16 protein-coding genes are annotated in these 23,536 nt (G+C 74.0%); 7 read left to right on the top strand and 9 right to left on the bottom strand.

Features of this window, described 5'->3' with window-relative positions:
- Positions 1-4 precede the first annotated feature (4 nt).
- The 3 genes from AC07AL_RS25530 to AC07AL_RS25520 all read right to left on the bottom strand — a co-directional run bounded on the left by AC07AL_RS25530 (position 5) and on the right by AC07AL_RS25520 (position 5,463).
- The gene (locus AC07AL_RS25530) at positions 5-2,041 is read right to left on the bottom strand and encodes an acetyl/propionyl/methylcrotonyl-CoA carboxylase subunit alpha (protein WP_478318298.1); all 2,037 of its coding nucleotides are present in this window, start codon (positions 2,039-2,041) and stop codon (positions 5-7) included.
- 66 nt (positions 2,042-2,107) lie between these two features.
- A complete protein-coding gene (locus AC07AL_RS25525) occupies positions 2,108-3,706 on the bottom strand; it encodes an acyl-CoA carboxylase subunit beta (RefSeq protein ID WP_387816043.1) in 1,599 nt (532 codons plus the stop codon).
- On the bottom strand, positions 3,703-5,463 hold the full coding sequence (locus AC07AL_RS25520) for an acyclic terpene utilization AtuA family protein (protein ID WP_363629768.1): 1,761 nt from the start codon (positions 5,461-5,463) through the stop codon (positions 3,703-3,705). The genes AC07AL_RS25525 and AC07AL_RS25520 overlap by 4 nt, the downstream gene beginning before the upstream one ends.
- A 223-nt stretch (positions 5,464-5,686) precedes the next feature.
- Between AC07AL_RS25520 and AC07AL_RS25515 the strand changes: the two genes are divergently transcribed.
- The gene (locus AC07AL_RS25515) at positions 5,687-7,678 is read left to right on the top strand and encodes a prolyl oligopeptidase family serine peptidase (protein WP_478318295.1); all 1,992 of its coding nucleotides are present in this window, start codon (positions 5,687-5,689) and stop codon (positions 7,676-7,678) included.
- Positions 7,679-7,735: 57 nt separating this feature from the next.
- Here the strand turns inward: AC07AL_RS25515 and pip are convergent, their stop codons facing one another.
- From pip to AC07AL_RS25490, 5 genes are all read right to left on the bottom strand, one after another.
- Complete coding sequence (gene pip / locus AC07AL_RS25510) at positions 7,736-8,695, bottom strand: prolyl aminopeptidase (RefSeq protein ID WP_478318293.1); 960 nt, start codon at positions 8,693-8,695, stop codon at positions 7,736-7,738.
- Between the two features lie 95 nt (positions 8,696-8,790).
- Positions 8,791-9,303, bottom strand: a complete 513-nt coding sequence (locus AC07AL_RS25505; protein WP_478318292.1) for a GNAT family N-acetyltransferase — start codon at positions 9,301-9,303, stop codon at positions 8,791-8,793.
- Between the two features lie 179 nt (positions 9,304-9,482).
- Positions 9,483-11,297, bottom strand: coding sequence for an endonuclease/exonuclease/phosphatase family protein (locus tag AC07AL_RS25500; RefSeq protein ID WP_478318330.1), 1,815 nt, complete (start codon positions 11,295-11,297; stop codon positions 9,483-9,485).
- Positions 11,298-11,745: 448 nt separating this feature from the next.
- On the bottom strand, positions 11,746-12,675 hold the full coding sequence (locus AC07AL_RS25495; protein WP_363588877.1) for a Gfo/Idh/MocA family protein: 930 nt from the start codon (positions 12,673-12,675) through the stop codon (positions 11,746-11,748).
- A 98-nt stretch (positions 12,676-12,773) separates the two neighbouring features.
- Positions 12,774-13,295, bottom strand: coding sequence for a hypothetical protein (locus AC07AL_RS25490; protein ID WP_478318290.1), 522 nt, complete (start codon positions 13,293-13,295; stop codon positions 12,774-12,776).
- Positions 13,296-13,639: 344 nt separating this feature from the next.
- Between AC07AL_RS25490 and AC07AL_RS25485 the strand changes: the two genes are divergently transcribed.
- From AC07AL_RS25485 to AC07AL_RS25470, 4 genes are all read left to right on the top strand, one after another.
- A complete protein-coding gene (locus tag AC07AL_RS25485) occupies positions 13,640-14,785 on the top strand; it encodes a hypothetical protein (RefSeq protein WP_363588873.1) in 1,146 nt (381 codons plus the stop codon).
- A 145-nt stretch (positions 14,786-14,930) separates the two neighbouring features.
- Entirely contained in the window at positions 14,931-16,667 is a 1,737-nt protein-coding gene (locus AC07AL_RS25480) for a serine/threonine-protein kinase (protein ID WP_478318288.1), read from the top strand.
- Between the two features lie 431 nt (positions 16,668-17,098).
- On the top strand, positions 17,099-18,259 hold the full coding sequence (locus AC07AL_RS25475) for an FAD-dependent oxidoreductase (RefSeq protein WP_400987128.1): 1,161 nt from the start codon (positions 17,099-17,101) through the stop codon (positions 18,257-18,259).
- A 58-nt stretch (positions 18,260-18,317) separates the two neighbouring features.
- Positions 18,318-19,004 (top strand): TetR/AcrR family transcriptional regulator, encoded by a 687-nt coding sequence (locus AC07AL_RS25470; RefSeq protein ID WP_363588867.1) that lies wholly within the window; start codon positions 18,318-18,320, stop codon positions 19,002-19,004.
- 54 nt (positions 19,005-19,058) lie between these two features.
- On the opposite strand, the gene AC07AL_RS25465 is transcribed toward AC07AL_RS25470, so the two are convergent.
- Positions 19,059-19,970, bottom strand: coding sequence for a LysR family transcriptional regulator (locus AC07AL_RS25465; protein WP_400987126.1), 912 nt, complete (start codon positions 19,968-19,970; stop codon positions 19,059-19,061).
- Positions 19,971-20,189: 219 nt separating this feature from the next.
- On the opposite strand from AC07AL_RS25465, the gene AC07AL_RS25460 reads away from it, so the two are divergent.
- Together AC07AL_RS25460 and AC07AL_RS25455 are read left to right on the top strand one after the other, a co-directional pair.
- Complete coding sequence (locus AC07AL_RS25460) at positions 20,190-21,578, top strand: TolB family protein (RefSeq protein WP_400987124.1); 1,389 nt, start codon at positions 20,190-20,192, stop codon at positions 21,576-21,578.
- 153 nt (positions 21,579-21,731) lie between these two features.
- Complete coding sequence (locus tag AC07AL_RS25455; protein ID WP_478318285.1) at positions 21,732-23,327, top strand: TolB family protein; 1,596 nt, start codon at positions 21,732-21,734, stop codon at positions 23,325-23,327.
- Positions 23,328-23,536: the final 209 nt, after the last annotated feature.

Below are 23,536 nucleotides of genomic sequence, written 5' to 3'. Positions count from 1 at the left end.
TTCCTCAGGCTTCTGCGGCGGGCTGGACGGCGGCTGTTGCGGTCGGCTCGGCGGTGGGCTGGACGGCGGCTGTTGCGGTCGGCTCGGCGGCGGGACCGGCGGCGGGACCGGCCTCGGGCTGCACGACGGCGAGCAGGGTGCCGAGTTCGACCTGTCGGCCGGGGGCGGCGTGGAGTTCGACCAGGACGCCGTCGGCGGGGGCGGTGACGCGGTGCTCCATCTTCATCGCCTCCAGGACGAGCAGCGACTGACCGGCGGTGACGGTGTCGCCGACGGCGGCGGTGGTGCGCACGACGGTGCCGGGCATCGGGGCGAGCAGCGCGCCCGGGTCCGCCCGGGCGGCGGGGTCGGGGAAGCGCGGCAGGGCGGTGAGCGCGATGCCGCCGTTCGGGGTGTCGACGTACACCCGGTCGCCGTAGCGCGCGACGCGGTGGCCGCGCCGGACGGCGCCCTCGCGCAGCGTGACCTGCTCGGGCGAGGCGTCCAGGAGTTCCGTCCGCGGGTGGTCGTCGGCCCGCAGGCCGTCCCGGGTGAGGCGGTATCGGACCTCCAACTCGGCGCCGTCGTCGGTGCGGTAGCGCTTGGACTGCGGCTGCGAGGGCAGGTTGCGCCAGCCCGACGGCAGTGCGCCGTGCGGCCCGGTGCGCCGGGCGGCGGCGTCGGCGATGGCCGCGGCCAGGGCGGCGCGCGCGGTCTCCCTGCCGTCCGGGGCGGTGAGTTCGGCCGCGTGCTCGGCCAGGAAGCCGGTGTGCAGGCGTGCGGCCAGGAAGGCCGGGTGCCGCAGCGCGCGGACCAGCAACTCCCGGTTGGTTGCGGGCCCGTGGACCTCTGCGCGGGCGAGCGCGTCGGCCAGCCGGCGGGCGGCGGCGGCGCGGGTCGGCGCCCAGGCGATCACCTTGGCGAGCATCGCGTCGTAGTGCGGGGTGATCTCGTCGCCGGCCGCCACGCCGGAGTCCAGCCGGACACCCCGGCCGCCGAACTCCTGGTGCGGCACGGTGAGTTCGAGGCGGTGCAGGGTGCCGGTGGCGGGCTGCCAGTCCTTCGCCGGGTCCTCCGCGTACAGCCGGGCCTCGATCGCGCAGCCGGTGGCGGGCGGCGGGACCGGCCCGGGCAGCCGCTCCCCCTCGGCGACGGCGAGTTGGAGCGCCACCAGGTCCAGTCCGGTGACCGCCTCGGTGACCGGGTGCTCGACCTGGAGGCGGGTGTTCATCTCCAGGAAGTGGAACCGGCCGTCCTCGCCGAGCATGAACTCGGCCGTACCGGCACCGGTGTAGCCGATCGCCCGGGCGGCGCTGACGGCCGCCGCGTGCAGCCCGGCGCGCACCGCCTCGGGCAGGCCGGGGGCCGGGGCCTCCTCGATCACCTTCTGGTGCCGCCGCTGGAGCGAGCAGTCGCGGTCGCCGACCGCCCAGACCGTGCCGTGCGCGTCGGCCAGCAGCTGGACCTCGACGTGCCGCCCGGCGGGCAGGTAGCGCTCGCAGAACACCTCGTCCGAGCCGAAGGCCTTCGCCGCCTCGGCGCGGGCGGCGGCCAGTTCGCCGGGGAGCTCCGCGAGCGTGCGCACCACCCGCATGCCGCGTCCGCCGCCACCCGCCGCCGCCTTGACCAGGAGCGGCAGGTCGACCTCGGTGGGGTCGGTCAGGGCGTCCAGCACGGGCACCCCGGCCTCGGCCATCAGCCGCTTGGCGGCCGTCTTGGAGCCCATCGCGGCGATCGCGGCCGGCGGCGGGCCGACCCAGACCAGCCCGGCGTCCAGCACGGCCTGCGCGAACCCGGCGTCCTCCGACAGGAATCCGTACCCGGGGTGGACGGCGTCCGCGCCCGCCGCCAGCGCGGCGCGGACGATCAGGTCGGCGCGCAGGTAGGTGTCGGCGGGCGCGGCGCCGGGCAGCCGCACGGCCGCGTCGGCCTCACGGACGTGCGCGGCCCCGGCGTCCGGGTCGGAGTGGACGGCGGTGGTCGCGACGCCCAGGGCCCGGCAGGTGCGGAAGACCCGGCGGGCGATCTCGCCACGGTTGGCGACCAGCAGGTTGGTGATCATGTCTCGGGTGCCCCTCACAGCTCCGTCTCGCAGCTCGGTCTCGCAGCTCGGTCGAACAGTTCGGTCTCACATCCGGAAGACGCCGTAGCCGCGCGCGCCCTCGACCGGCGCGTTGTGGATCGCGGACAGGCACAGGCCGAGCACCGTACGGGTGTCGCGCGGGTCGATCACGCCGTCGTCGTACAGCCGCCCGGACAGGAAGACCGGCAGCGACTCGGCCTCGATCTGCTGCTCGACCATGGCGCGGATCGCCGCGTCCGCGTCCTCGTCGTACGGCTGCCCCTTCGCGGCGGCCGACTGCCGGGCGACGATCGACAGCACCCCGGCGAGCTGCTGCGGGCCCATCACCGCGGACTTGGCGCTCGGCCAGGCGAACAGGAAGCGCGGCTCGTACGCCCGCCCGCACATGCCGTAGTGGCCGGCGCCGTAGGACGCGCCGATCAGCACCGACAGGTGCGGCACCCGGGAGTTGGCGACGGCGTTGATCATCATCGCGCCGTGCTTGATGATGCCGCCCTGCTCGTACGCCCGGCCGACCATGTAGCCGGTGGTGTTGTGCAGGAACAGCAGCGGGATGTCCCGCTGGTTCGCCAACTGGATGAACTGGGCGGCCTTCTGGGACTCCGCGCTGAACAGCACGCCCTGCGCGTTGGCCAGCACGCCGACCGGGTAGCCGTGCAGCCGGGCCCAGCCGGTGGCCAGGCTGGTGCCGTAGAGCGGCTTGAACTCGTCGAAGTCGGAGCCGTCGACGATCCGGGCGATCACCTCGCGCGGGTCGAAGGGCACCTTGAGGTCGCCCGGGACGATGCCCAGCAGCTCCTCCTCGTCGTACTTCGGCGGCTCGGCGAGCCGGTCCGGCGACGGGCCCGGCTTGCGGTGGTCCAGCCGGGCGACGATCCGGCGGGCCAGCCGCAGCGCGTCCGCCTCGTCCGCCGCGAAGTGGTCGGCCAGACCGGAGGTGCGGGCGTGCATCTCGGCGCCGCCGAGCGACTCGTCGTCGGCCTCCTCACCGGTGGCCATCCTGACCAGCGGCGGGCCGCCGAGGAACACCTTGGCGCGCTCCCTGACCAGCACGGTGTGGTCCGACATGCCGGGGACGTAGGCGCCGCCGGCCGTCGAATTGCCGAACACCACGGCCACGGTGGGGATTCCGGCGGCGGAGAGCCGGGTGAGGTCGCGGAACAACGCGCCGCCGGGGATGAAGATCTCCTTCTGGCTGGGCAGGTCGGCCCCGCCGGACTCGACCAGGTTCACCACCGGGAGGCGGTTGTCGAACGCGATCTCGTTGGCGCGCAGGGCCTTGCGCAGGGTCCACGGGTTGCTGGCGCCGCCGCGCACGGTCGGGTCGTTGGCGGTGATCAGGCACTCCACGCCCTCGATCACGCCGATGCCGGTGACCAGCGCCGCGCCCACCGGGTAGTCGCTGCCCCAGGCGGCCAGCGGCGAGAGCTCCAGGAACGGCGAGTCCGGGTCGACCAGCAGCTCGATCCGCTCGCGCGGCAGCAGCTTGCCGCGGGCGCGGTGGCGGTCCACGTACTTGGGGCCGCCGCCGGCCAGCGCCTTGGCGTGCTCGGCGTCCAGCCCGGCGAGCTTGGCGAGCATCGCGGCGCGGTACTCGGCGTACTCGGGCCCGGCCGGGTCGACGCGGGTGGGCAGCACGGTCACAGCAGGGCCTCCGGGATGTCGAGGTGGCGGGAGCGCAGCCACTCCCCGAGGGCCTTGGCCTGCGGGTCGAAGCGGTGCTGGGCGGCGACGCCTTCGCCGAGCAGGCCGGTGAGGGTGAAGTTGACCGCGCGCAGGTTCGGGAGCAGGTGCCGGGTGACGGGCAAGTCGGCGGTCTCGGGCAGGAGTTCGCGCAGCTTGTCGACGGTGAGGGTGTGGGCGAGCCAGCGCCATCCCGCCTCGGAGCGGGCCCAGACGCCGAGGTTGGCGTCGCCGCCCTTGTCGCCGCTGCGGGCGCCGGCCACCAGGCCGAGCGGGGCGCGGCGACGCGGGCCGGCGGGGGGTTCTGCGGGGAGTGCAGTTGGGAGTACTGCTGGGAGTACTGCTGGGAGTGCTGCGGGGAGCGTCGGCTCTTCGGAGGTCTCAGCAGGTCGGCTCGTCACCGGGGCCGGCGGGACGGCGAGCCGGCGGCCGTCCGGTAGCACGGCGGTGTGCTCGACGGCCTCGGCGTCGACGTACGCGGCGGCGAACACCCCGTACGGCGCGCCGGGGCCTGGCGGCGCGGTGAGGTGGAAGCCCGGGTAACCGGCCAACCCCAACTCCACGGCGGCCTTGCCCAGTTCGCGCCCGACCTTGGCCTGGTCCGGGTCGCGGGCGGTGAGCCGGAGCAGGGCGGAGGCGGCCTCCTCGGTGCCGGCGTCCGGGTGGTCGGTCCGGGCGAGCGTCCAGCGCAGTTCGGCGGGCCGGGCGGCGGGCGGCAGGGCGTCCAGGAACTGCCGCCGCACCAGGTCGGCCTTGGCTTCGATGTCGAGGCCGGTGAGGACGAACACCACCTCGTTGCGGTGGCCGCCGAGCCGGTTCAGGCCCACCTTCAGCGTGGGCGGCGGCGCCTCGCCGCGTACCCCGTCGATCCGGACCCGGTCCGGCCCCTCCTCGGCGAGCCGCACGGTGTCCAGCCGGGCGGTGACGTCCGGGCCCAGGTAGCGCGCACCGCCCGTCTCGTACAGGAGTTGGGCGGTGACGGTGCCCGCGGTGACGGCGCCGCCGGTGCCCGGGTGCTTGGTGATCACGCTGGAGCCGTCGGCGTGCAGTTCGGCGATCGGGAAGCCCGGGCGGGTGACGTCGTGCTCGCGGAAGAACGCGTAGTTCCCGCCCGTCGCCTGGGCGCCGCACTCCAGCACGTGCCCGGCGACCACCGCCCCGGCGAGGGCGTCGAAGTCTGCCGCCGTCCAGCCGAAGTGGGCGATCGCGGGCCCGGCGACCAGCGCCGCGTCGGTGACCCGCCCGGTGACCACCACCTCGGCGCCCGCGGCCAGGCAGGCCGCCACCCCGAAGCCGCCGAGGTAGGCGTTCGCGGCCAACAGGCCGTCAGGCAAGCCGAGTTCGCTCCTGCGCGGCATCAGGTCGTCCCCCTCGACGTGGGCGACGGCCACCGCGAGGCCCTGGCGCTGTGCCAGGTTCCGCAGTTCGGCGGCGAGCCGGGCCGGATTCAGCCCACCCGCGTTCACCACGATCCTCACCCCGCGCTCCTGCGCCAGGCCGAGGCACTCCTCCATCTGCCGCAGGAACGTCCGGGCGTAGCCGAGGGACGGGTCCTTCAGGCGGTCCCGGGCCAGGATGAGCATGGTCAGCTCCGCCAGGTAGTCCCCGGTGAGCACGTCCAGCGGCCCGCCGGTGAGCATCTCCCGCACCGCCGCGAAGCGGTCCCCGTAGAACCCCGAGGCGTTGCCGACCCGCAGTACCGAGCGTTCGCGCGCCAAAGCGCCTCCCCTGCCGACGGGTTGGCGACGCCCCCACACGAGCGCCGCCGGGCAGCAGCGTGGCACCGGGCGCGAAAAAAAGCAATCACGCCTGCTTGTTTCGAGCCGGTGGCCGCACTCGACAGGGCCGCGTACGGCCCGATTCTCCGAAACCCGACTGACACCGGCCCGTCGGTGCGACACGATGTCCGTCCGTCGTACTGGCGAGTGAAAGGCAGCCCGCATGCCGCATCCCGCACCGCGACCGACTCCCGAGTCGACCGACCCGCTCACCGCGGAACTGGTGGTGGACATGGCCGCCCCCGCGGCGCCGGCCATCTCGCCGGACGGTCGCCTGGTCGCCTACGGCGTGGTCGCGAACAGTGGAAGGGACGGACGCCCGCACAGCTCGGTCTGGGTCGCCGCCGCCGATGGAAGCGCCGCCCCGCGCGGGCTGACCGACGGCACGGCCCGCGCCGCCGCCCCGAAGTGGGCGCCGGACTCGGCTTCTCTGTTTCTCACCTCCGACCGCGAGGAGCGGGGCACCGCTCAACTCCGGCGGATCCTTCTGGACGGCAGCGGGGACATCGCCCGGGCGGAGCCCCTGACCAGGTGGCGCGGGGGCATCTGCGACCACTACCCGCTCGCCGACGGCCGCACCGTGGCGCTGCTCGCCGAGGACGAGCCCACCCCGGAGGACGAACGCCGGGAGGCCGAGGGTGACGACGCGAAGGTCTGGGGCCGGCACCTCCCCGCCACCCGGCTGCGCCTGCTCGACCTGGCGACCGGCGTGGTCCGCACCGTGGACGGCCTCGGAGACCGCCATGTCGTGGAGGTGGCCCAGCGTCCGGACGGCGGCCCGCTGGCCGTACTGAGCTGGGCCACCCCCGAGCTCGACCCCGGCGTCACGACGGCAGGACTGCACCTGGTCGCCCCGGAGACGGGAGCCGTCCAGGACCTGGGCCCGGTCGGATTCGAGGCCCGGTCCCCGGTCTGGTGGCATCACGACGGTGAATGGCATCTGGCCCACCTGGCGGTGACCCCCGGGCACTTGGTCGGCGCGCTCGCCGTGATCGACACCGTGCCGCCGGCGACCGGCCCGACCGGCGAACAGCGCGATCTCACGGTCGGCATGTCCGCCTGCCCCACCGAGCTGGTACAGGTCGCCGACGGGCCGCCGCTGGCGCTGTTCGCCGACGGGCTGGACACCGCGCTATACCGGCTCGATCCGCAGTCGCTGCGGTTCCACCGGTTGTCCTGCGCGCCCGGCACGCCAGGCACGTTCGGCACGCCCGGCACGCTCGCCGGGCTCACTGCGAGTCGCTCCGGAGCGACCCTCGCCGTGCTGCTGAGCACCGCGCGCGAACCCAGGAACGTCCACGCGGGCCCCACGGGCGGGCCACTGCTCCGGCTCAGCGACACCAGCCCCGAACTGCGCGGGATCCGCTGGGGTGCCCAGGAACGGCTCGGCTACCAGGCGTCCGACGGACTCCAGTTGGACGGCCTGCTGATCCTGCCGGCCGGCCGGACTCGAGGCCAGGGCCCGTTCCCGCTCGTCACCATGGTCCACGGCGGCCCCTACTTCCGCCATGCCGACGAGTTCACGCTCACCGCGGTCGACTGCGGCCAGTGGCTGGCGACCGCCGGATACGCGGTCTTCCTGCCCAATCCCCGGGGCGGGTCGGGCCACGGCCATGAATTCGCCGCCGTGGTGGCGGGAGCGGTGGGCGGCGACGAGTGGACCGACATCCTCGCCGGGATCGACCTGCTGGTCGCCGAGGGAGTCGCCGATCCCGAACGCCTGGGCATCTCCGGCTGGAGCCACGGCGGTTTCATGGCGGCCTGGGCCATCGGCCAGACCGGGCGGTTCAAGGCCGCCATGATGGGCGCGGGCATCACCGACTGGGGCATGCAGGCCGGGACCGGCGAGTGGGGAGCCATGGACGCGGCGCTCGGCGGCAGCACCGGCTGGAACGGGCCGGGACCGCACCTCCACGACCGGAACAGCCCGATCTCCTACGCGTCCCGGATCCGCACCCCGGTCCTGATCCTGCACGGCGAGCAGGACACCAACGTCCCCCTCGGCCAGGCCGTCCACTTCCATCGCGCACTGCGCCACTTCGGCGTCGAGCACGAGTTCGTCGTCTACCCCCGAGAGGGCCACGGGCTCCACGAGCGCGCCCATCAACTCGACGCCCTCCGGCGCATCCGCGCCTGGTACGACCGCTGGCTGTGAGCCCGCACCCGGGAGGGCATCGAGTCGCGATCGACGAGTGGCGGAACCCGAGCAGGATCAGAGGTGCTTGAACTCCTCGATGGCCTCTCGGACGGTCTCCTTCATCTTCTCGCTGCCGATGTGTCCCGAGTCCTCGGAGATGTGCAGCCGCGCGCCCGGCCACGCCTTCGCCAGCTCCCAAGCCGTCTGCACCGGGCAGCCCATGTCGTGCCGGCCGTGCACCAGCACCGCCGGGATCCCGGCCAGTCTGTGGGCGTTGCGCAGCAGTTGGTCCTCCTCCAGCCAGGCGCCGTTGCTGAAGAAGTGGGCGCAGATCCGGACGAACGCGATCTGCTCGTCGACCTCCCGGGCGCTGTACATGCCGGGCGAGCCGTTGGGCTCGTTCGAGATGACCGCGTCCTCCCAGGCGAGCCAGCCGGCGGCGGCCTTCGCCCGGACCGCCCGGTCGGGGTTCTCCATCAGCCGCGCGTAGGCGGCGAGCAGGTCGCCGTCCCGCTCGTCCTCGGGCACGCCCTCGCGGAACCGGTCCCACGCCTCGGGGTAGAAGGACCCGGCGCCCCGGTAGAGCCAGTCGGTCTCGGCCCGGCGGGTCGTCGTCACCGCCTGGATGATGATCTCGCTGACCCGCTCGGGGTGCTGCTGCGCGTAGGCCAGCAGGAGGGTCGAACCCCAGGAGGCACCGTTCAGCAACCACCGCTCGATGCCGAGGTGTTCGCGCAGCCGCTCCATGTCGTCGATCAGGTGCTGCGTGGTGTTCAGGCTCATGTCCGCCGCCGGGTCGCCGGCGTGCGGGGTGCTGCGGCCGCAGTTGCGCTGGTCGAAGCGGATCACGCGGTAGCACTCCGGATCCCACGCCCGGGTGGGCCGGTCCGGCGTCCCCGCGCCGGGGCCGCCGTGGACGTACAGGACGGGCTTGCCCTCGGGGTTGCCGAGCTGCTCGTAGTAGACCCGGTTGCCGTCTCCGGTGTCGAGGAAACCGTGGCCGTAGGGACTCGTCGGAGGATAGAGATCAACCATGACCGTCGATCCTACGGCGCGGGCGCGCTCGGGGCCCGCGCTTTTCCGCCCAACCCGCTTCGTGGGAACGGCCGTTCGGCCTGCCTCAGGGCGTTTCAGTCCAGCGGGAGGGCCATCTCCAGGATGCGGGCCTGCGGGTCGAGCCCGTACGGGGTCTCCCCGCCGGTGTAGGTGAAGCCCCGGCGCAGGTAGAAGGCGGCGGCGCGGGAGTTCGCCTCGTGCACGCCGAGCAGCATCCGCTTGGCGCCGCCCTCGGTGCGGGCCCAGTCGGTGGCGGCGTCCAACAGGGCGTCCGTCACGCCGCGTTCGCGGCCGCGGTGTTCCGGGGCCACCCAGACGCCGATCAGGACGGCGGTCGCGGCCTGGTCCCGGTCGGGGACGGAGAGCATCGTGCCGACCCATTCGCCGTCCGGGTCGACGGCCACCAGGCCGACGCTGCCCGGCTCGTTCACCCGAGCCGTCCGGGCCCGCCAGTCGGCCTCGCCCAGGGCCTGCGCCGCGGCGTGGGTCTCGCCGAAGGCCATCGGGAAGTCGAGGAGCTGGGCCAGCCGCACCTTCCGCAGGCGCTGCCAGTCCTCGGTCCCCATCCGCTCGATCCGGTACCGCATGCTCTCCGACCCCCACTGCCGCAGCTGCCTTCGCCGGCGGTGGTCACCGCCGACGAAGGCAGCATAGCCGCAGGTCAGGACCTGATGCAGACCGGTCAGGGCTTGACGCTCAGGGCTTGATGCGGACCGGTCAGGGCTTGACGCTCAGGGCTTGATGCGGACCGGTCAGGGCTTGACGCTCAGGGCTTGATGCGGACCACCTGCGGGTCGTGGTCGCTGGCCTGCTGGGCGAACTCGGCGTTGATGTGCACCACGTCGTACTTGGCGTAGCCGACCTCGGGGCTGACCAGGATGTGGTCCAGCACCTGCGAGTTGCCCTGGTAGACGTACGAGTACTGCTCGGTCTCCGGCAGTTCGTTCACCAGGTCGCGCAGCACGCCGTCCTTGGTGAGCGCGGCCAGCGCGGGCGAGAACTGGTAGTCGTTGAAGTCGCCGAGCGAGACGACGCGCGCCTCCTTGTCGGCGGCCAGCAGCTTGGCGACGAAGGCCTGCTCGATGGTGGCCTGCTTGACCCGCTGCACCTCGGAGCTGCGGGTGGGGGCCTGGAAGCGGCTGTCGATGCCCTGGTCGCCGCCCTTGCTGTTGAAGTGGTTGGCGATGACGAAGACCTTCTTGCCGCGGAAGGAGAACTGTCCGACCAGCGGCTTGCGGCTGTTGGTCCACGCGTCGTCGGTCGGGGCGATCCGGCCGGGCGAGGCGGTCAGCGCGGTGGTGGCGCCGCTGCCGGCGACGTCCACGGCACTGGTGGCGGCGCCGCCGGGGATGTCGGTGAAGGAGACCCGCTGCGGGTTGAACAGGAACACCTGCCGGATGTTGCCGCCCGGCTCGCCGCCGTCCTTGCCGTCCTGCGGGTCGATCGAGCGCCAGTCGTACGCCGGGCCGCCGGCCGCCTTGATCGCGGCGATGAACTTGGCGACGGTCTGGCTCGCGTCGACCGTGCCGTCGTTCTTGGCGCCGTTGTTGTCCTGGATCTCCTCCAGGGCGACGATGTCGGGCGAGCGCAGGTTGGTGACGATGCCCTGGGCCAGCTCGGCGAACTTGGCGTCCGGGTTGCCGGGGGCCAGGTTCTCCACGTTGTACGTGGCGATGGCGAGTTCACGGTCGGCCGCCTTGGCGGTGACCTCGCGCTGGAGGTGGTTGTCCTGGAGCGTGCCCAGGGTGCCGGCGACGAGGGTGTAGCCGCCGAACTGGTTGTAGTCCAGCGGGCCGGTGGTGGTGCCGGTCAGCACGTCGCCCACGTTGGCCACCGGGAACGGCTGCTGCGGGGTGACCGCCGCCTGCTGCTGCACCATCAGGCGGCCCACGTTGGGCTCCGCGTACGACTCGTACAGCACGCCGCCGCGCTTGCTGCGCTGGTCCTGCCGGTCGGCGGCGACCCACAGCTCGTTGTACTTGTCCGTCGCCTGTATCACCCGGACGTCCTTGACCTGGACGAGCATGCCCTCCAGCGACTCGTAGAAGTCCAGGGCGTACTTCTCCGGGTCGAGCGGCAGCGCGTCGATGCTGCCGCCCTCGGGCGCCGGCGGGACGTAGGTGCCGGGGATGTTGCGGGTGTCGACGACCACCGGGGCCGGCAGCGGGTTGCCGGAGGACAGCACGGTGACGGCGGGGCCGGTGAGCTCGGTGACGGACTGCGAGCCGCCCGCGAAGTTCGGGTAGTACTCGGTGACCTTGCCGCTGACCAGGACCGAGTCGCCGGCCTTCACGGTCGGGTTGCCGCCGGTGTAGACGAAGATGCCCTCGCTGGTGGCCGGGTCGGCGTCGGGGTTCGGGTCCTGCATCCAGAAGCCCTTGGCGCTGCCGTAGGCGCGCACGCCGGTGACGACGCCGGGCACGCCGGTGACGGGCTTCCCGGCCTGCGGGGAGATCCGGGTGGTGCCCTGGATGTCGTGGATGCGCAGCGGTCCGGCCTCGGTCGGCCCGGCCGGGGCGGCGGCGTTCGCCGCGTTCGTGGCGGCGTTCGCGGCGGTGGGCGCGGCGTTCGCGGCCGGCAGCGGGACGAGCACCAGCGAGGCGGCCAGTCCGGCCGGGAGGATCGCGGCGCGCAGCAGGGCCCGGCGGGGGCGGGGAGCGGGGGCGGTGGTCACCGGGGCATGACTCCTAGCTCCGTCGTGCGGCACGGTCGTGGCACGGCGGTCGAGGGTGGAGCGGGGCACAGGGCGCGTCGTCCACCCGGCGGGTCTGCGGCCGCCGGGCCGTGACGCATGGTCAGGCGGCGTGCCCATGGCACGCGCTACCCGCGTAGATGAAGCGGAAGCCGGTCACCCGTCCCCCGCGGCGACCCCAAGATACGCGCGTAGAAAATGACGCGACAAGACCCCGTCAGTGAACTTCTGGTTCCGCTTCGGCGTCCGCCCCTGCCCCTGCTCCTACCCCCGCTCCTATCCCCGTCCCTTCAGCCCGGTCCTTCAGCCCGCTCCTTCAACCTGCCTCGACGTCCCCTCAGCCCGCCTCGATCCGCTCCACGATCAGCTCGCACAGCTCGTGGGTGCGCAGCGCGTCGTGCGCGTCCAGGGTCTTGCCGGCCCGGACGGCGTCCAGGAAGGACAGCACGCACTGCTCGATGCCGCGCTGGCGGGCGACGGACACCCAGTCACCACGCCGGCGGACGGTGGGCTGGCCGCGGTGGTCGATCACCTCGGCGAGGTTGTGCACCGCCCGCTTGGAGTCGGCGCCGGAGACCTCCAGGATCTCCTCCGTCGAGCCGGAGAGCCGGTTCATGATGCCGAGCGCCGTGAAGCCGTCCCCGCCGAGGGTCAGGACGACGTGCTCGACCAGCCCGTCCCGGACGCGGGCGCGGACGTCGACGTGCTCGATCTCGCCGGGGGCCAGGAAGCGCAGGGTGTCGACGACGTGGATGAAGTCGTCGAACACCAGGGAGCGGGCGGCCTCGGCGAGGCCCTCGCGGTTCTTCTGCAGGACGATCAGGTCGCGGGGGCGCTCCTTGGCCTGGGCGTAGCCGGGCGCGTGCCGGCGGTTGAAGCCGACCATCAGCGAGCGGCCCGTCCGGTCGGCGAGGTCGACGAGCCGGCGGGCACCGTCGACGGTGTAGTCGAGCGGCTTGTCGACGTAGACGTCGACACCGGCCGTCAGCAGCTGCTCCACGATCGGAACGTGCTGGCTGGTCGCGGCGTGCACGAACGCCGCCCGGATCCCGCTCCCGATCAACTCCCCGAGATCGGTGAAGCGATTCTCCGGCGCAATCCGGTGCGCGTCACCGATCCGGTCCAGCTTCGCCCCGTCCCTGGTCATCAACCGCAGGTCCAGCGCCGGCAACCCGCCCAGGACCGGCAGATACGCCTTCTGCGCAATGTCACCGAGACCGATCACCCCGACCGGGAGCAGGCCGTCAGGAACAGAGGTCGAGCTCATACGAATCTCCATACTCATGCGCCGAAAACCATCCGCCCCACCCTATTCGCCCGCTCCCGCGCAACGGCGCCGGGCCGGCGAGCGACCGGCCCGGCGGCTCAGGGGATGAGGGCGGCGACCCCTTCGACCACCAGCATCCAGGTGGGCTGCCCGCCCGTGCCGAAGGCGGAGGCGAGGACGTACCCGATCGCGGCGTCGGCGGGGCGGGCGGGGGCGCCGTCCCGCCACTCCACGATGACGATCTGGTCGCCGTCGCAGGAGAAGTCGCCGAGGCGCTTGCCGTCGCGCATGAGCCGGCTGCTGGGGATGGAGTCCGGGACGAGGACGTGGACGGCGCCGTCGTACATGGTCTCGACCCGGTAGGACTTCCGGCGGAGCTTGCCCCGGCCCGGCCGCAGTGGCACCGGCGAGCCGTCGACGGTCAGCGTCAGGTGGGCGGTGTCGCGGGTGCCGATGGCGATCTGCGGGTCCGGCTCGCTGCCCGGGTCGCGCTCCAGGACGGCGGTGGGGATCCGATCCCCGGAGACGGTCACCCGGTGCTGGCCTTCGATGCGGACGGTGATCTCGCCGAACAGGGTGTCCTCGGTGGTGAAGGGAGCGGGCGCCGGCAGGTCGGTCATCTGCGATTCCTTTGGTGGGTCGTAACTCCGGCCGCATGGAATGGAATTCGCGGGCCGGAATTCGCGGGCCGGGGTGATTCTCTCATTCGACGGAGACGGACTCACCCGGTGGTGGTCGCCAGTTGACCTCCCGCCGGCTCGCGGTGGAAGCACGGCGGTCGAACGGTTTCCGGTGGGCACGACGGTCCCGGCAGGCCGGCGCCGCACACCCCACCAGCCACTGCCGGATCTTCCAACCCTCCTTCACCACTTAATAGTTGTCCCATTCGATGGCAATGGAATCACCTAGGCTTCGATCCATCCGGTGCCCGGCGCGGCGCACCGGCCGACAAGGGGAGGACATGATGAGGACCTCGGCAAGCGCGTTACGGCGCGGATCCCGCTGGGCCGTCTCGGCGGCGACGGCGATGGCGCTGCTGCTCGGCGGGGCGGGCGTCTCGGGGGCCTCGGGGGCGGCCCCCTCCGGCGTTCCCGACGGCCCCGTCGTCGGCGTGCCGGGGGCCGTCCGGATCGCGGAATTCACCTGGGAGAAGGTCACCGAGGCGGTCAGTCCGGACGGCCGAACGGTCTACCTCGTGCTGACGGACGTGGTCGGCGGGCGCCAGGGCGTGTACCTGTCCACCGTCGACACGCAGACCGGCACGGTGACGGCCCGCCTCCCGCTCGGCGACCCGGCACCCTACGGGCGGCCTGCCCTCAGCCCGGACGGCCACCGGCTGTACGTCGGAGTCGGCTCCGCCGTCTACGTCATCGACACCGCGACCAACACGGTCAAGGCCCGCGTCGCCGCGCCGGAGCAGCAGCTCCCGGCGGGCTGGACCCCGGGCGCGGCGACCAGTCTGGCCACCGACCCGGACGGCGAGACCCTCTACGTCGGACAGTCCGGTCCCTCAGGCCCCGCCGGGCAGGAGGAGCCGGGCCGGATCCTGGAATTCTCCACCGGCGACCAGGAGTTCATCGACCAGACGGCGGTCACCGGCCACACGGTCAACGATCTCGCCGTCCTGCCCGACGGCAACTACCTCTACGCGGGCACCAACCTCGACCTGCTGCGCCTCGATATCGGGACCGGACTCGGCACCACCACGGTCGTCGACCCCGGGGCCAAGGACGAGCTGGCGCTCTCTCCGGACGGCTCCTTCCTGCTCGCGCTCGGGTCGGTCCGCACCTACTCCGTGGGCATCGGGCTCGACACGGGCACGGACACGGTGCGCTACCTCATGAAGTACGGCTCCGGCTACTTCGAGTACCACCACCCGGCGATGAACGCCGACGGCAGTCGCGTCTACCTGCTCGGCGGCCCCGAGTACAGGCTCCCCACCCCGCTGTACACGTTCGTGCCGGGCGAGAACCGGTTCGACCAGAGCGTGTCCCTCTCCGTCCCCGAGTGGCGCGTGCACGCCCTCTCCGTCGGGCCGGACGGCCACTCGCTCTACGTCACCGGCTGCGACTCGGCCACGGGCTGCTTCCTGCGGACCCTGCGCATCTGACGCCGCGCGCCGGGGCGCCGGTCGCCGAGTGTTCGGCGGCCGGCATTGACAGCCCCGCGCGCGACGCGCTGGGATGAGGCGAGGGTTCGTCACGGGGGTCCGGTCGACGGGACCGGCTGCTGCGCGGTGGCCCACCGGGGGTGTCGTGGAGGCGTTACGAGCCACTGACCCGACGACGGTCGGCGGCCGGTACCGGCTGCTCGGGCGCCTGGGCAGCGGCGGGATGGGCGTGGTGTACCTCGGGCGTTCGCCGGGCGGTCGGCTGGTCGCCGTCAAGTGCGTGCACCGGGAGCTCGCCGCCGACCCGGAGTTCCGGCGGCGCTTCGCCCACGAGCTGGAGGCCGTACGGCGGGTCGGCGGGTTCCACACCGCCCAGGTCGTCGACGCCGACCCGGACGGCGACCCGCCGTGGCTGGTCACCGCCTACGTTCCGGGGCCGTCCCTGGCCGAGGCGGTCGCCGCCCACGGCCCGCTGCCGGAAGCGTCGTTGCGCGTCCTCGGGGCGGGGCTGGCCGAGGCGCTGGACGCCATCCACGCCGTCGGCCTGATCCACCGGGACCTCAAGCCGTCGAACGTGCTGCTCGCCGACGACGGGCCGCGCGTCATCGACTTCGGGATCGCCCGCGCGCTGGACGGGACCGCGATCACCCGGACCCAGGTCGTCGTCGGCACGCCCGGCTACATGGCGCCTGAGCAGATCGCGGGCGGCGCGATCGGGCCGGCCTGTGACGTGTTCAGCCTCGGCCACGTGCTCTGCCACGCTGCCGGGTGCGCGCCGTTCGGCCACGGTGCAGCGCAGGTGATGCTCTACCGGGTCCTGCACACCGAGCCGGATCTCGGCGGCGTCCCGCAGGCCCTGCGCCCGGCGATCGCCGCCTGTCTGGCGCGCGATCCCGCCGACCGGCCCACCCCCGCCGAGTTGCTGGACCTGTTCGGGCCGGCCGCGCACGACGCACCCGCCGGGGCGTGGCTTCCGGCGCAGCGGCGGGCGGCTCCGGCCCACCCCGGACCCCCGCCGATCGGGCCACCGAACGGCCCGAACGACCGCACCCGTACGGCGGTCACCGAGCTCCGGCAGGCTCCCGACGCCCCGCCGCCCGGTGGCGGGAAGCACCGGCTCCGCTGGCTGCCGGTGCCGCTCGCCCTCGTGCTCGTCGCCGCCGCCGTCTGCGTCCGCCTCTTCGTGATGACCGGCGGCTCCGGGCCGCCGGACTGCTTCCCGTCCGGCGGCGCCCCGGCCGACTCCGCGCCCCCGGCCAGGGTGACCAGCGTGCCCGCGGGAACTCCGCACCCGCCCGAGCCCACCGGGCCCGCCGACCGGACGGTCATCGAGCTCGGCCAGTCGGTCACGCTCAGCTGGGACCACGCCGCCGCGGTGTCGCGCGTCTTCACCGGGCTGGGCGACGACGCCCCCCGCTACACCGCCTGGCTGAGCTCCGCCGCCTGCACGTTCACTCCCACCGCCGCCGGGCTGTACCGGTGGGAGGCGAGCACCGCGAACGCCGCCGAAGGACAGACCGGCAGCGCGTGGTCCGAGGACCGGTTCCTGTTCGTCAGGGCGAAGGGCTCCTCCACGCCCGACCCCGGGCACGACACCCCGGCCGTCCCCCGCCTGCTGGCCCCGGCGGACCAGACCGTGGCCAAGGCCGGCCGGCCGGTCTCGCTGAGCTGGACGGCGAGCGGCTTCTCCTCCCACGCCTCGGTGCTGTCGCCCGACGGGACCTGGCAGAACATGCCATGGCAGGACGCGTCGACCTACCTGTACACCCCGCCCTCGCCCGGGATCTACGTCTGGAGCGCGTTCACCGAGGCCAAGGGCGGCTGCGACGGCGGGACCTGCGCCAGCGGGGCGAGCGCGCAGCGGTACCTGATCGTGGAGTGAGGTCCCCACGGCCTTCGGCCACTACTTGAGGAACGCCGCCCCGGCGAAGAGCCGGGCGGAGTTGGTGCGGTCGATGGCGGCGCGGGTGGTGTCGGGGAGCGGGTGGTCGGCGACGTACGCGGGCACGCCGGGCACGCCGGGGACGCCGGGGACGCCGGGGCCGGGCAGTTGCGAGGGGTGGACCAGGGCGACGGCCTCCCGTCAGCTGGTTCTCCGGCACCGAGGCTGCCCGCCTCGTCTCGCGGCGCGCCAGTGATCCCGCCACGTCCGGATCGTGAAGTTCTCACGCTCCCGTCCGGGGGGATCCCGGTTGTCCGGTAGGCCGCTCCAGGAGACGAACTTGTTCGTTACGAACCTGTTCGTTACCGTGGAGGAACGGGAGGCGAACCCACGCCGACCGACACGGACCGACACCGACCCAAGGAGTGGCCATGACCGTCCAGCACGTTCCCGTCGCCGTCATCGGAGCCGGGCTCGGGGGCCTCGTGCTCGCCCGGGTCCTGCACGTCCACGGCATCCGGGCCGCCGTCTTCGACCTGGAGCCCTCACCCGAGGCCCGCACCCAGGGCGGCCTGCTCGACATCCACGACGACTCCGGCCAGCAGGCCCTGCGCGACGCCGGGCTGCACGACCGGTTCCTGGCCCTGGTCCACGCGGGCGGCGAGGCCCTGCGGGTGGTGGGACCGGACGGCGCCGTCCGGTTGGAGCAGGAGGACGACGGCACCGGCGGCCGCCCCGAGGTCGACCGGGGCCGCCTGCGCGACCTGCTGCTGGACTCCCTGCCCGCCGGCACCGTCCGCTGGGGCCGGAAGGTGGTCCGCGCCCACGCGCTGGGCGACGGCCGCCACCAGGTCGCCTTCGCCGACGGCACGGCCGTCACCACGGACCTGCTGGTCGGGGCGGACGGCGCGTGGTCCCGGATCCGGCCACTGCTGTCCGACGCCCGGCCCGCCTACACCGGGATCTCCTTCGTCGAGGCCGACCTGCACGACGCGGACACCCGGCACCCCGAGGCGGCCGCCCTGGTCGGCGGCGGGTTCTTCCTCTCCGTGGCCGAGGGTCGCGGCTTCCTCGCCCACCGCGAGGGCGACGGCAGCATCCACGTCTACACCGCCGTCCGGGCCGGCGAGGACTGGCTGGACGGCATCGACACCACCGCCCCCGACACCGCCAAGGCGGCCGTGCTGGCCGGCTTCGACGGCTGGGCCGACGGCCTGCGGGCCCTGCTCGCCGACGCCGACGGCGACCTGGTCCCGCGCCGGATCCACGCCCTGCCCGTCGGCCACCGCTGGGACCGCACCCCCGGCGTCACCCTGCTCGGCGACGCCGCCCACCTGATGTCCCCGTTCGCCGGCGAGGGCGCCAACCTCGCCATGCTCGACGGCGCCGAACTCGGCAAGGCCCTCGCCCACCACCCCGGCGACCCCGAGGCCGCCCTGACCACCTACGAGCGCGCCCTCTTCCCCCGCAGCGAGGCCTCGGCCGCCGCCTCCGCCGCCAGCCTGGAGCTGATGTTCGGCCCCGACGGCCTCCAGGGCCTGCTCGACCAGTTCGCCGCCCCGAACCAGCCCGCCCCGCCGGCCGGCCGGTAGCAGCGGCGCCGTTTCGGCGAACTAGTTCGTCACGAACACGGTCGCTAGGCTGGCCGGTATGACGAGCTCCCCCTCCCGACCCCGCAGCCGCCGCGAGCGACCGGCGAAGCCCGCGCTGAGCCACGAGGCGATCGTCGCCGCCGCCGTACGGGTGCTGGAGGCGGAGGGCCTGCCACGGGTGACCATGCGGCGGCTGGCCCAGGAGCTGGACACCGGGCCGGCCTCGCTGTACGTGTACGTGGCCAACGCCGCGGAACTGCACGCCGCGATCCTGGAGGAGTACCTCGGGGAGGTGGACCTGAGCCCGGTGACGGCGGCCGGGGACTGGCGCGAGCGGTTGGCCGCCGTCCTCGACTCCTGCACCGGGGTGCTGCTCCGGCACCCGGCGCTCGCCCACGCCGCACTGGTGGCGAGGCCGTCCGGGCCGCACTACCTGGCCCTGGTGGAGGCGGTCCTGGCACTGCTGCACGAGGGCGGGGTGCCGGACGGGCAGGCGGCCTGGGGCGTGGACGTGCTGCTCCAGGTGGCCACCGCCACCGCCGCCGAGCAGTCCGCCCGGCAGGGCGAGCAGGCGGAGCGGGAACAGGCCGCGCTCACCGACGCGCTCCGCGCGGCGCCCGCCGCCACCTACCCGAGGATCGCCGCGCTCGGGGACGACCTGGTCTCCGGGGCGCCGGAGGACCGGCTGTCCTGGATGTTCCGGGCGGTCGTCAACGGCACGCGCACGACGCCCCGACCCGCCTGACCCCAGCCGCCCACCGCGCCCCGCCCGAGCTCGGACCCACCCGACCTCGGACCCTCAGGCGCCCGCCGCGGCCGCCTCGGCGAGGGCGTCCAGCACCGGGCGGATCAGCGGGTGCCCGTCGGCGCCGGCCCGGACGGCGGCGAAGACCCGGCGGGTGGCGAGTTCGCTGTCCACCGGCCGGACGGCGATCCGGCCGAGGTCGACGCCGCGCAGCGCCGAGCGCGGCACGAGGGCGACGCCGGCGCCCGCCGAGGCGAGGGCGACGACGGCCCGGAAGTCGTCGGAGGAGTGCACCAGGCGCGGCTGGAAGCCGGCGTGCTCGCAGGCGAGCAGGACGACGTCGTGGCAGGGGTTGCCCGGGTAGGGGCCGATCCACCGTTCGTCGGCCAGGGCCGCGACGGCGAGCGGACCGCGGTCGGCGGCCAGCGGGTGGCCGAGCGGCAGCACCGCCTCGAACGGCTCGGCGTACAGCGGGACGCGGGTGAGCCGGGCGTCGTCGGCGCGCGGGGCGCCCCGGTACTCGACGGCCACCGCGAGGTCGGCCCGGCCGTCGAGGACCATCGGCAGGCTGGCGTCGCCCTCCGCGTCCAGCACCTTGAGCCGCACCCCGGGCGCCTGCGCGGCCAGCAGCCCGATCGCCGGGGCGAGGACGAGCGCGATGCCGGTGGCGAAGGAGGCGACGGTCACCTCGCCGGAGACGCCCGCGCTGTAGGCGGCGAGGTCGGCCTCGGCGCGCTCCAGCTGGGCGAGCACGGCGTCGGCGTGGCCCAGCAGGATCTCCCCGGCGGCGGTCAGCCGCACCCCCCGGCCCTCGCGGGCGAGCAGGTGGTGGCCGGTCTCCTGTTCCAGGGCGGCCAGCTGCTGGGAGACGGCGGAAGGGGTCAGGTAGAGGGCAGCCGCCGCGGCGGTCACGGTGCGGTGGTCCGCCACGGCCCGCAGGGTCCGCAGCCGTCGGGCGTCGATCACAGGCCAATTCTGCCAGCGTGCCGGGGTCAGCCGGACCGGGCCCGGAGCCGGGGCGGGGTCCGGGCCCGGTTCCGCGTAAGGGGCGATACGACCAGTGGCGTATTTCCGGACGAGATCGCTTCGCCCGGTTGACCACCCGGCCCGGGCGACGATTGGCTCTTCCCGAGCCGGGCCGCGGGGGTGACGAGGGCCCGGCGCCGTCATCAGGGGAGGATCTCCATGACCACCGCACGAACCCGCCGTTGGCTGGCCCGGACCGCCGGCGTCCTGGTGGCCGCCGCCGTGGCCGGGGCCGCGATGCCAGCCGCCGAGGCCCGGCCGCTCAAGGGCGACACCTCCCGGGTGAGCGAGGGGCCCAAGGGCGAGCAGCTCGACGGCACCTCGTCCGCGCTCGGGCTGAGCGCCGACGGCCGCTCCGCGCTGTTCACCTCGACCGCGACCAACCTGCTGCCCGGGGCCGGCACCCCGAACTCGGACGAGGTCTACGTGCGGGACCTGCGCAACGGGCACGTCGAGCGGGTCAGCGTCGCCGCCGACGGCTCCAAGCTGGACGCCGCCACCAACCAGGCCTCGATCAGCGGCGACGGCCGGTACGTGGCGTTCAGCACCGCCGCCACCAACGTGCTGCCCGGCCAGCCGAAGCACGGCAACGACGTCTTCGTCCGCGACCGCTGGACCGGCCGCACCGAGCTGATCACCGCCCCCGGCTCGGCGAGCACCGACGACCAGAGCATCCGCACCGCCGACAGCCCCACCCTCAGCTGGGACGGCCGCTTCGTCGCCTACGCCTCCAGCCGCACCGACCTCGCCCCGGGCGTGAAGCGCGGCAAGAACAACATCTACGTCACCGACCGCTGGACCCACACCACCCGGCTGGTCACCTCCGGCACGGAGGGCGAGGGCGCCGACAACAACTCCTTCAGCCCGACGATCAGTGCGGACGGCTCGACCGTCGGTTTCGGCTCCCGGGCCGGAAACCTGCTCCCGGGCACCCCGGCCCCGGCCGCCGACCCGACGCCGGGCGCCGGGTCACCCCAGCTGGCCGGGCCCAAGTTCTACCCGTACTACGTCTGGAAGGCCGGCACCGGCAAGATCGCCGGCGCCAGCCTGGACGACACCGGGGCGCTGAGCGACGGCGGACGCGACGGCCGGATCAGCCCGGACGGCCGCTACGCGATCTACAGCCTCCCGGTCTTCATCGGCGGGGCGCCCGCCCCGGCCCACGGCATCCGGATGGACGTGTACGTCCACGAGCTGGCCACCGGCAAGATCACCAAGGTCAACACCGACCTGCCGGGCACCACCGCCAAGTGGTCCTCCTCCGGTGGCGTCATGACGCTCGACGACCGCTGGGTCTACTTCGACTCCGCCGCCGAGAACCTCGTCCCCGACGACACCAACTCCGCCAGCGACATCTTCCGCCGCGACCTGTGGACCGGGCGGATCGAGCGGATCAGCCTCACCCGGAGCGGCGGGCAGAGCACCGCCTCCTCCTACGGCCCGTACGTGGACGCCACCGGCGACACGGTGATCTTCGACGCCTCGGACGGCGACCTGGTGCCGGGTGACACCAACACCTTCCTGGACGTCTTCCTGCGCCGCCTGTGACGTCCTGACTCCCCTGCCGCATACGTCCGTTGACGTATTTTCGGCCGAGATCACCCGTGGGCGTTGACCACCGGCCCTCCCGACGATTGGCTCTCCCGAAAGCCCGTCGCCGGGAGGGAGCCCGGCCGGGCGACCCCCGGGGAGGCAGACGTCATGACACGCAGCACCCGTACCACCCGCAACCGGTGGCTGGCCGGCGGCGGCAGCATTCTCGCGGCCACCGCCGTACTCGCCGTGACCGCCGCACCCGCCCAGGCCGACCGGGCCCACCGGGCCCACCGGGCGCCGCGCGGCACCGTCCAGGTCAGCGTGGGGGTGAACGGCGCCGCGCCGGACAACCAGTCGTGGAGCCAGGCGATCAGCGCCGACGGCCGCTACGCCCTGTTCACCTCCTGGGCCACGAACCTGGTGTCCCAGCCCGCGAAGAGCGCCCGCGACGCCTACGTCCGCGACCTGAGGACCGGCCGCACCGAGCGGATCAACCTGGCCGCCGACGGCAGCGCGCTGAACGGCTTCACCGACAACGTCGCGATCAACGCCGACGGCCGCTACGTCGCCTTCGACAGCGACGCCGAGAACGTGGTGCCCGGCATGCAGGTCCAGGGGCGCGACGAGGTGTACGTCCGCGACCGGAGGACCGGCCGCACCGAGCTGATCAGCGGCGGGCTCACCGGCACCGACACCGACAAGTTCCACGCCTCCTACGCGCCCTCGATCAGCGCGAACGGCCGCTACGTGGTCTTCGGCTCCAGCCGGAAGGACCTCGTCCCCGACCTCCAGGGCGACGCCCCCTCGCTGGCCAGGCCCTACACCTGGGACTACAACATCTACGTCACCGACCGCTGGACGGGGAAGACCAAGCTGGTGACCCGCGGCGTGGACGGCAAGCCGGGCGACGGCATGTCCCTCCACCCGACGATCAGCGCGGACGGCCGCACCATCGGCTTCACCTCCATGGCCGGCAACCTGCTGCCCGCCGACCAGACCCCCGCCCCGGCCGCCGGGGGCGCCGCCGCCCCCGCCGACGTGGAGCTGGCCCCGGGCATCGCCCCGGCCCTGCCCCACAGCGCGCAGAAGGGCATGGCCCAGCCGAACCTGGCCCGGCCGGTGACCGCCCCCTACTACACCTACGACGTGGAGTCCGGCCGGATCTCCGCCGCCAGCCTCGACCTCGACGGCAAGCTCGGCGCCCCGAGCTTCGACGCGACGATCAGCCCCGACGGGCGGCGCGCGATCTACGCCCTGCCCGAGCCCGGCGGGTCGACCGGCGGCCACCGGTTCCACACCGTGCTGTACGTCCGGGACCTCAGGAAGGGCACCGTGACGAAGATCAGCGGCGGCCTGCCCGGCACCACCTCGGTCGGCTCCTCCGACCACGCCCGGATCACCGCCGACAACCGCTGGGTCTACTTCGCCTCCGCCGCCGACAACCTGGTGGCGGGCCCGCAGCACCTGGGCTGGGACGTCTACCGCCACGACCTGCGCACCGGCCGCACCGAGCGGGTCGCCACCGCCGCGGACGGCTCGCTCGGCAACGGCTCCTCGACCGACCCGGTCGTGGACGCCCGCGGCCGCACGGTGGTGTTCAGCTCGACCAGCGGCAACCTGCTCGCCGGCCCCGGCGGCCCGGCGAGCACCGACTCCCAGGTCTTCGCCCGCGCCACCGCGCACCACGGCCACGGCGACGACCAGGGCGACGACCAGGACCAGGACCAAGGCCAGGACCAGGACCAGGACAGCGACGACTGACCGTCAACCGCCGCCCGCACCGTGAACCGCGTACGGGGGCGGGACGTCGGCCGGGCCGGCGTCCCGCCCCCGAAGCGGGAGGGTGGGGCAGATGGTTGGTGGGCCGGGGGGGGGGGGGGGGGGGGGGGGGGGGGGGGGGGGGGGGGGGGGGGGGGAGGGGGGGGGGGGGGGGGGGGGGGGGGGGGGGGGGTGGGGTGCGGGGGGGGAGT

It is taken from the genome of Kitasatospora sp. NPDC043949, assembly GCF_056435365.1.
Note: the sequence above shows the minus strand (reverse complement) of the source record. Positions and strands in the feature narration are given on the sequence as shown.

Bases quoted from the DNA above. Each gene is read 5' to 3' on its own strand.
- AC07AL_RS25530 (WP_478318298.1), bottom strand. From the start codon at position 2,041: ATGATCACCAACCTGCTGGTCGCCAACCGTGGCGAGATCGCCCGCCGG.
- AC07AL_RS25515 (WP_478318295.1), top strand. From the start codon at position 5,687: ATGCCGCATCCCGCACCGCGACCGACTCCCGAGTCGACCGACCCGCTC.
- pip (WP_478318293.1), bottom strand. From the start codon at position 8,695: ATGGTTGATCTCTATCCTCCGACGAGTCCCTACGGCCACGGTTTCCTC.
- AC07AL_RS25505 (WP_478318292.1), bottom strand. From the start codon at position 9,303: ATGCGGTACCGGATCGAGCGGATGGGGACCGAGGACTGGCAGCGCCTG.
- AC07AL_RS25495 (WP_363588877.1), bottom strand. From the start codon at position 12,675: ATGAGCTCGACCTCTGTTCCTGACGGCCTGCTCCCGGTCGGGGTGATC.
- AC07AL_RS25490 (WP_478318290.1), bottom strand. From the start codon at position 13,295: ATGACCGACCTGCCGGCGCCCGCTCCCTTCACCACCGAGGACACCCTG.
- AC07AL_RS25485 (WP_363588873.1), top strand. From the start codon at position 13,640: ATGAGGACCTCGGCAAGCGCGTTACGGCGCGGATCCCGCTGGGCCGTC.
- AC07AL_RS25475 (WP_400987128.1), top strand. From the start codon at position 17,099: ATGACCGTCCAGCACGTTCCCGTCGCCGTCATCGGAGCCGGGCTCGGG.
- AC07AL_RS25470 (WP_363588867.1), top strand. From the start codon at position 18,318: ATGACGAGCTCCCCCTCCCGACCCCGCAGCCGCCGCGAGCGACCGGCG.
- AC07AL_RS25460 (WP_400987124.1), top strand. From the start codon at position 20,190: ATGACCACCGCACGAACCCGCCGTTGGCTGGCCCGGACCGCCGGCGTC.
- AC07AL_RS25455 (WP_478318285.1), top strand. From the start codon at position 21,732: ATGACACGCAGCACCCGTACCACCCGCAACCGGTGGCTGGCCGGCGGC.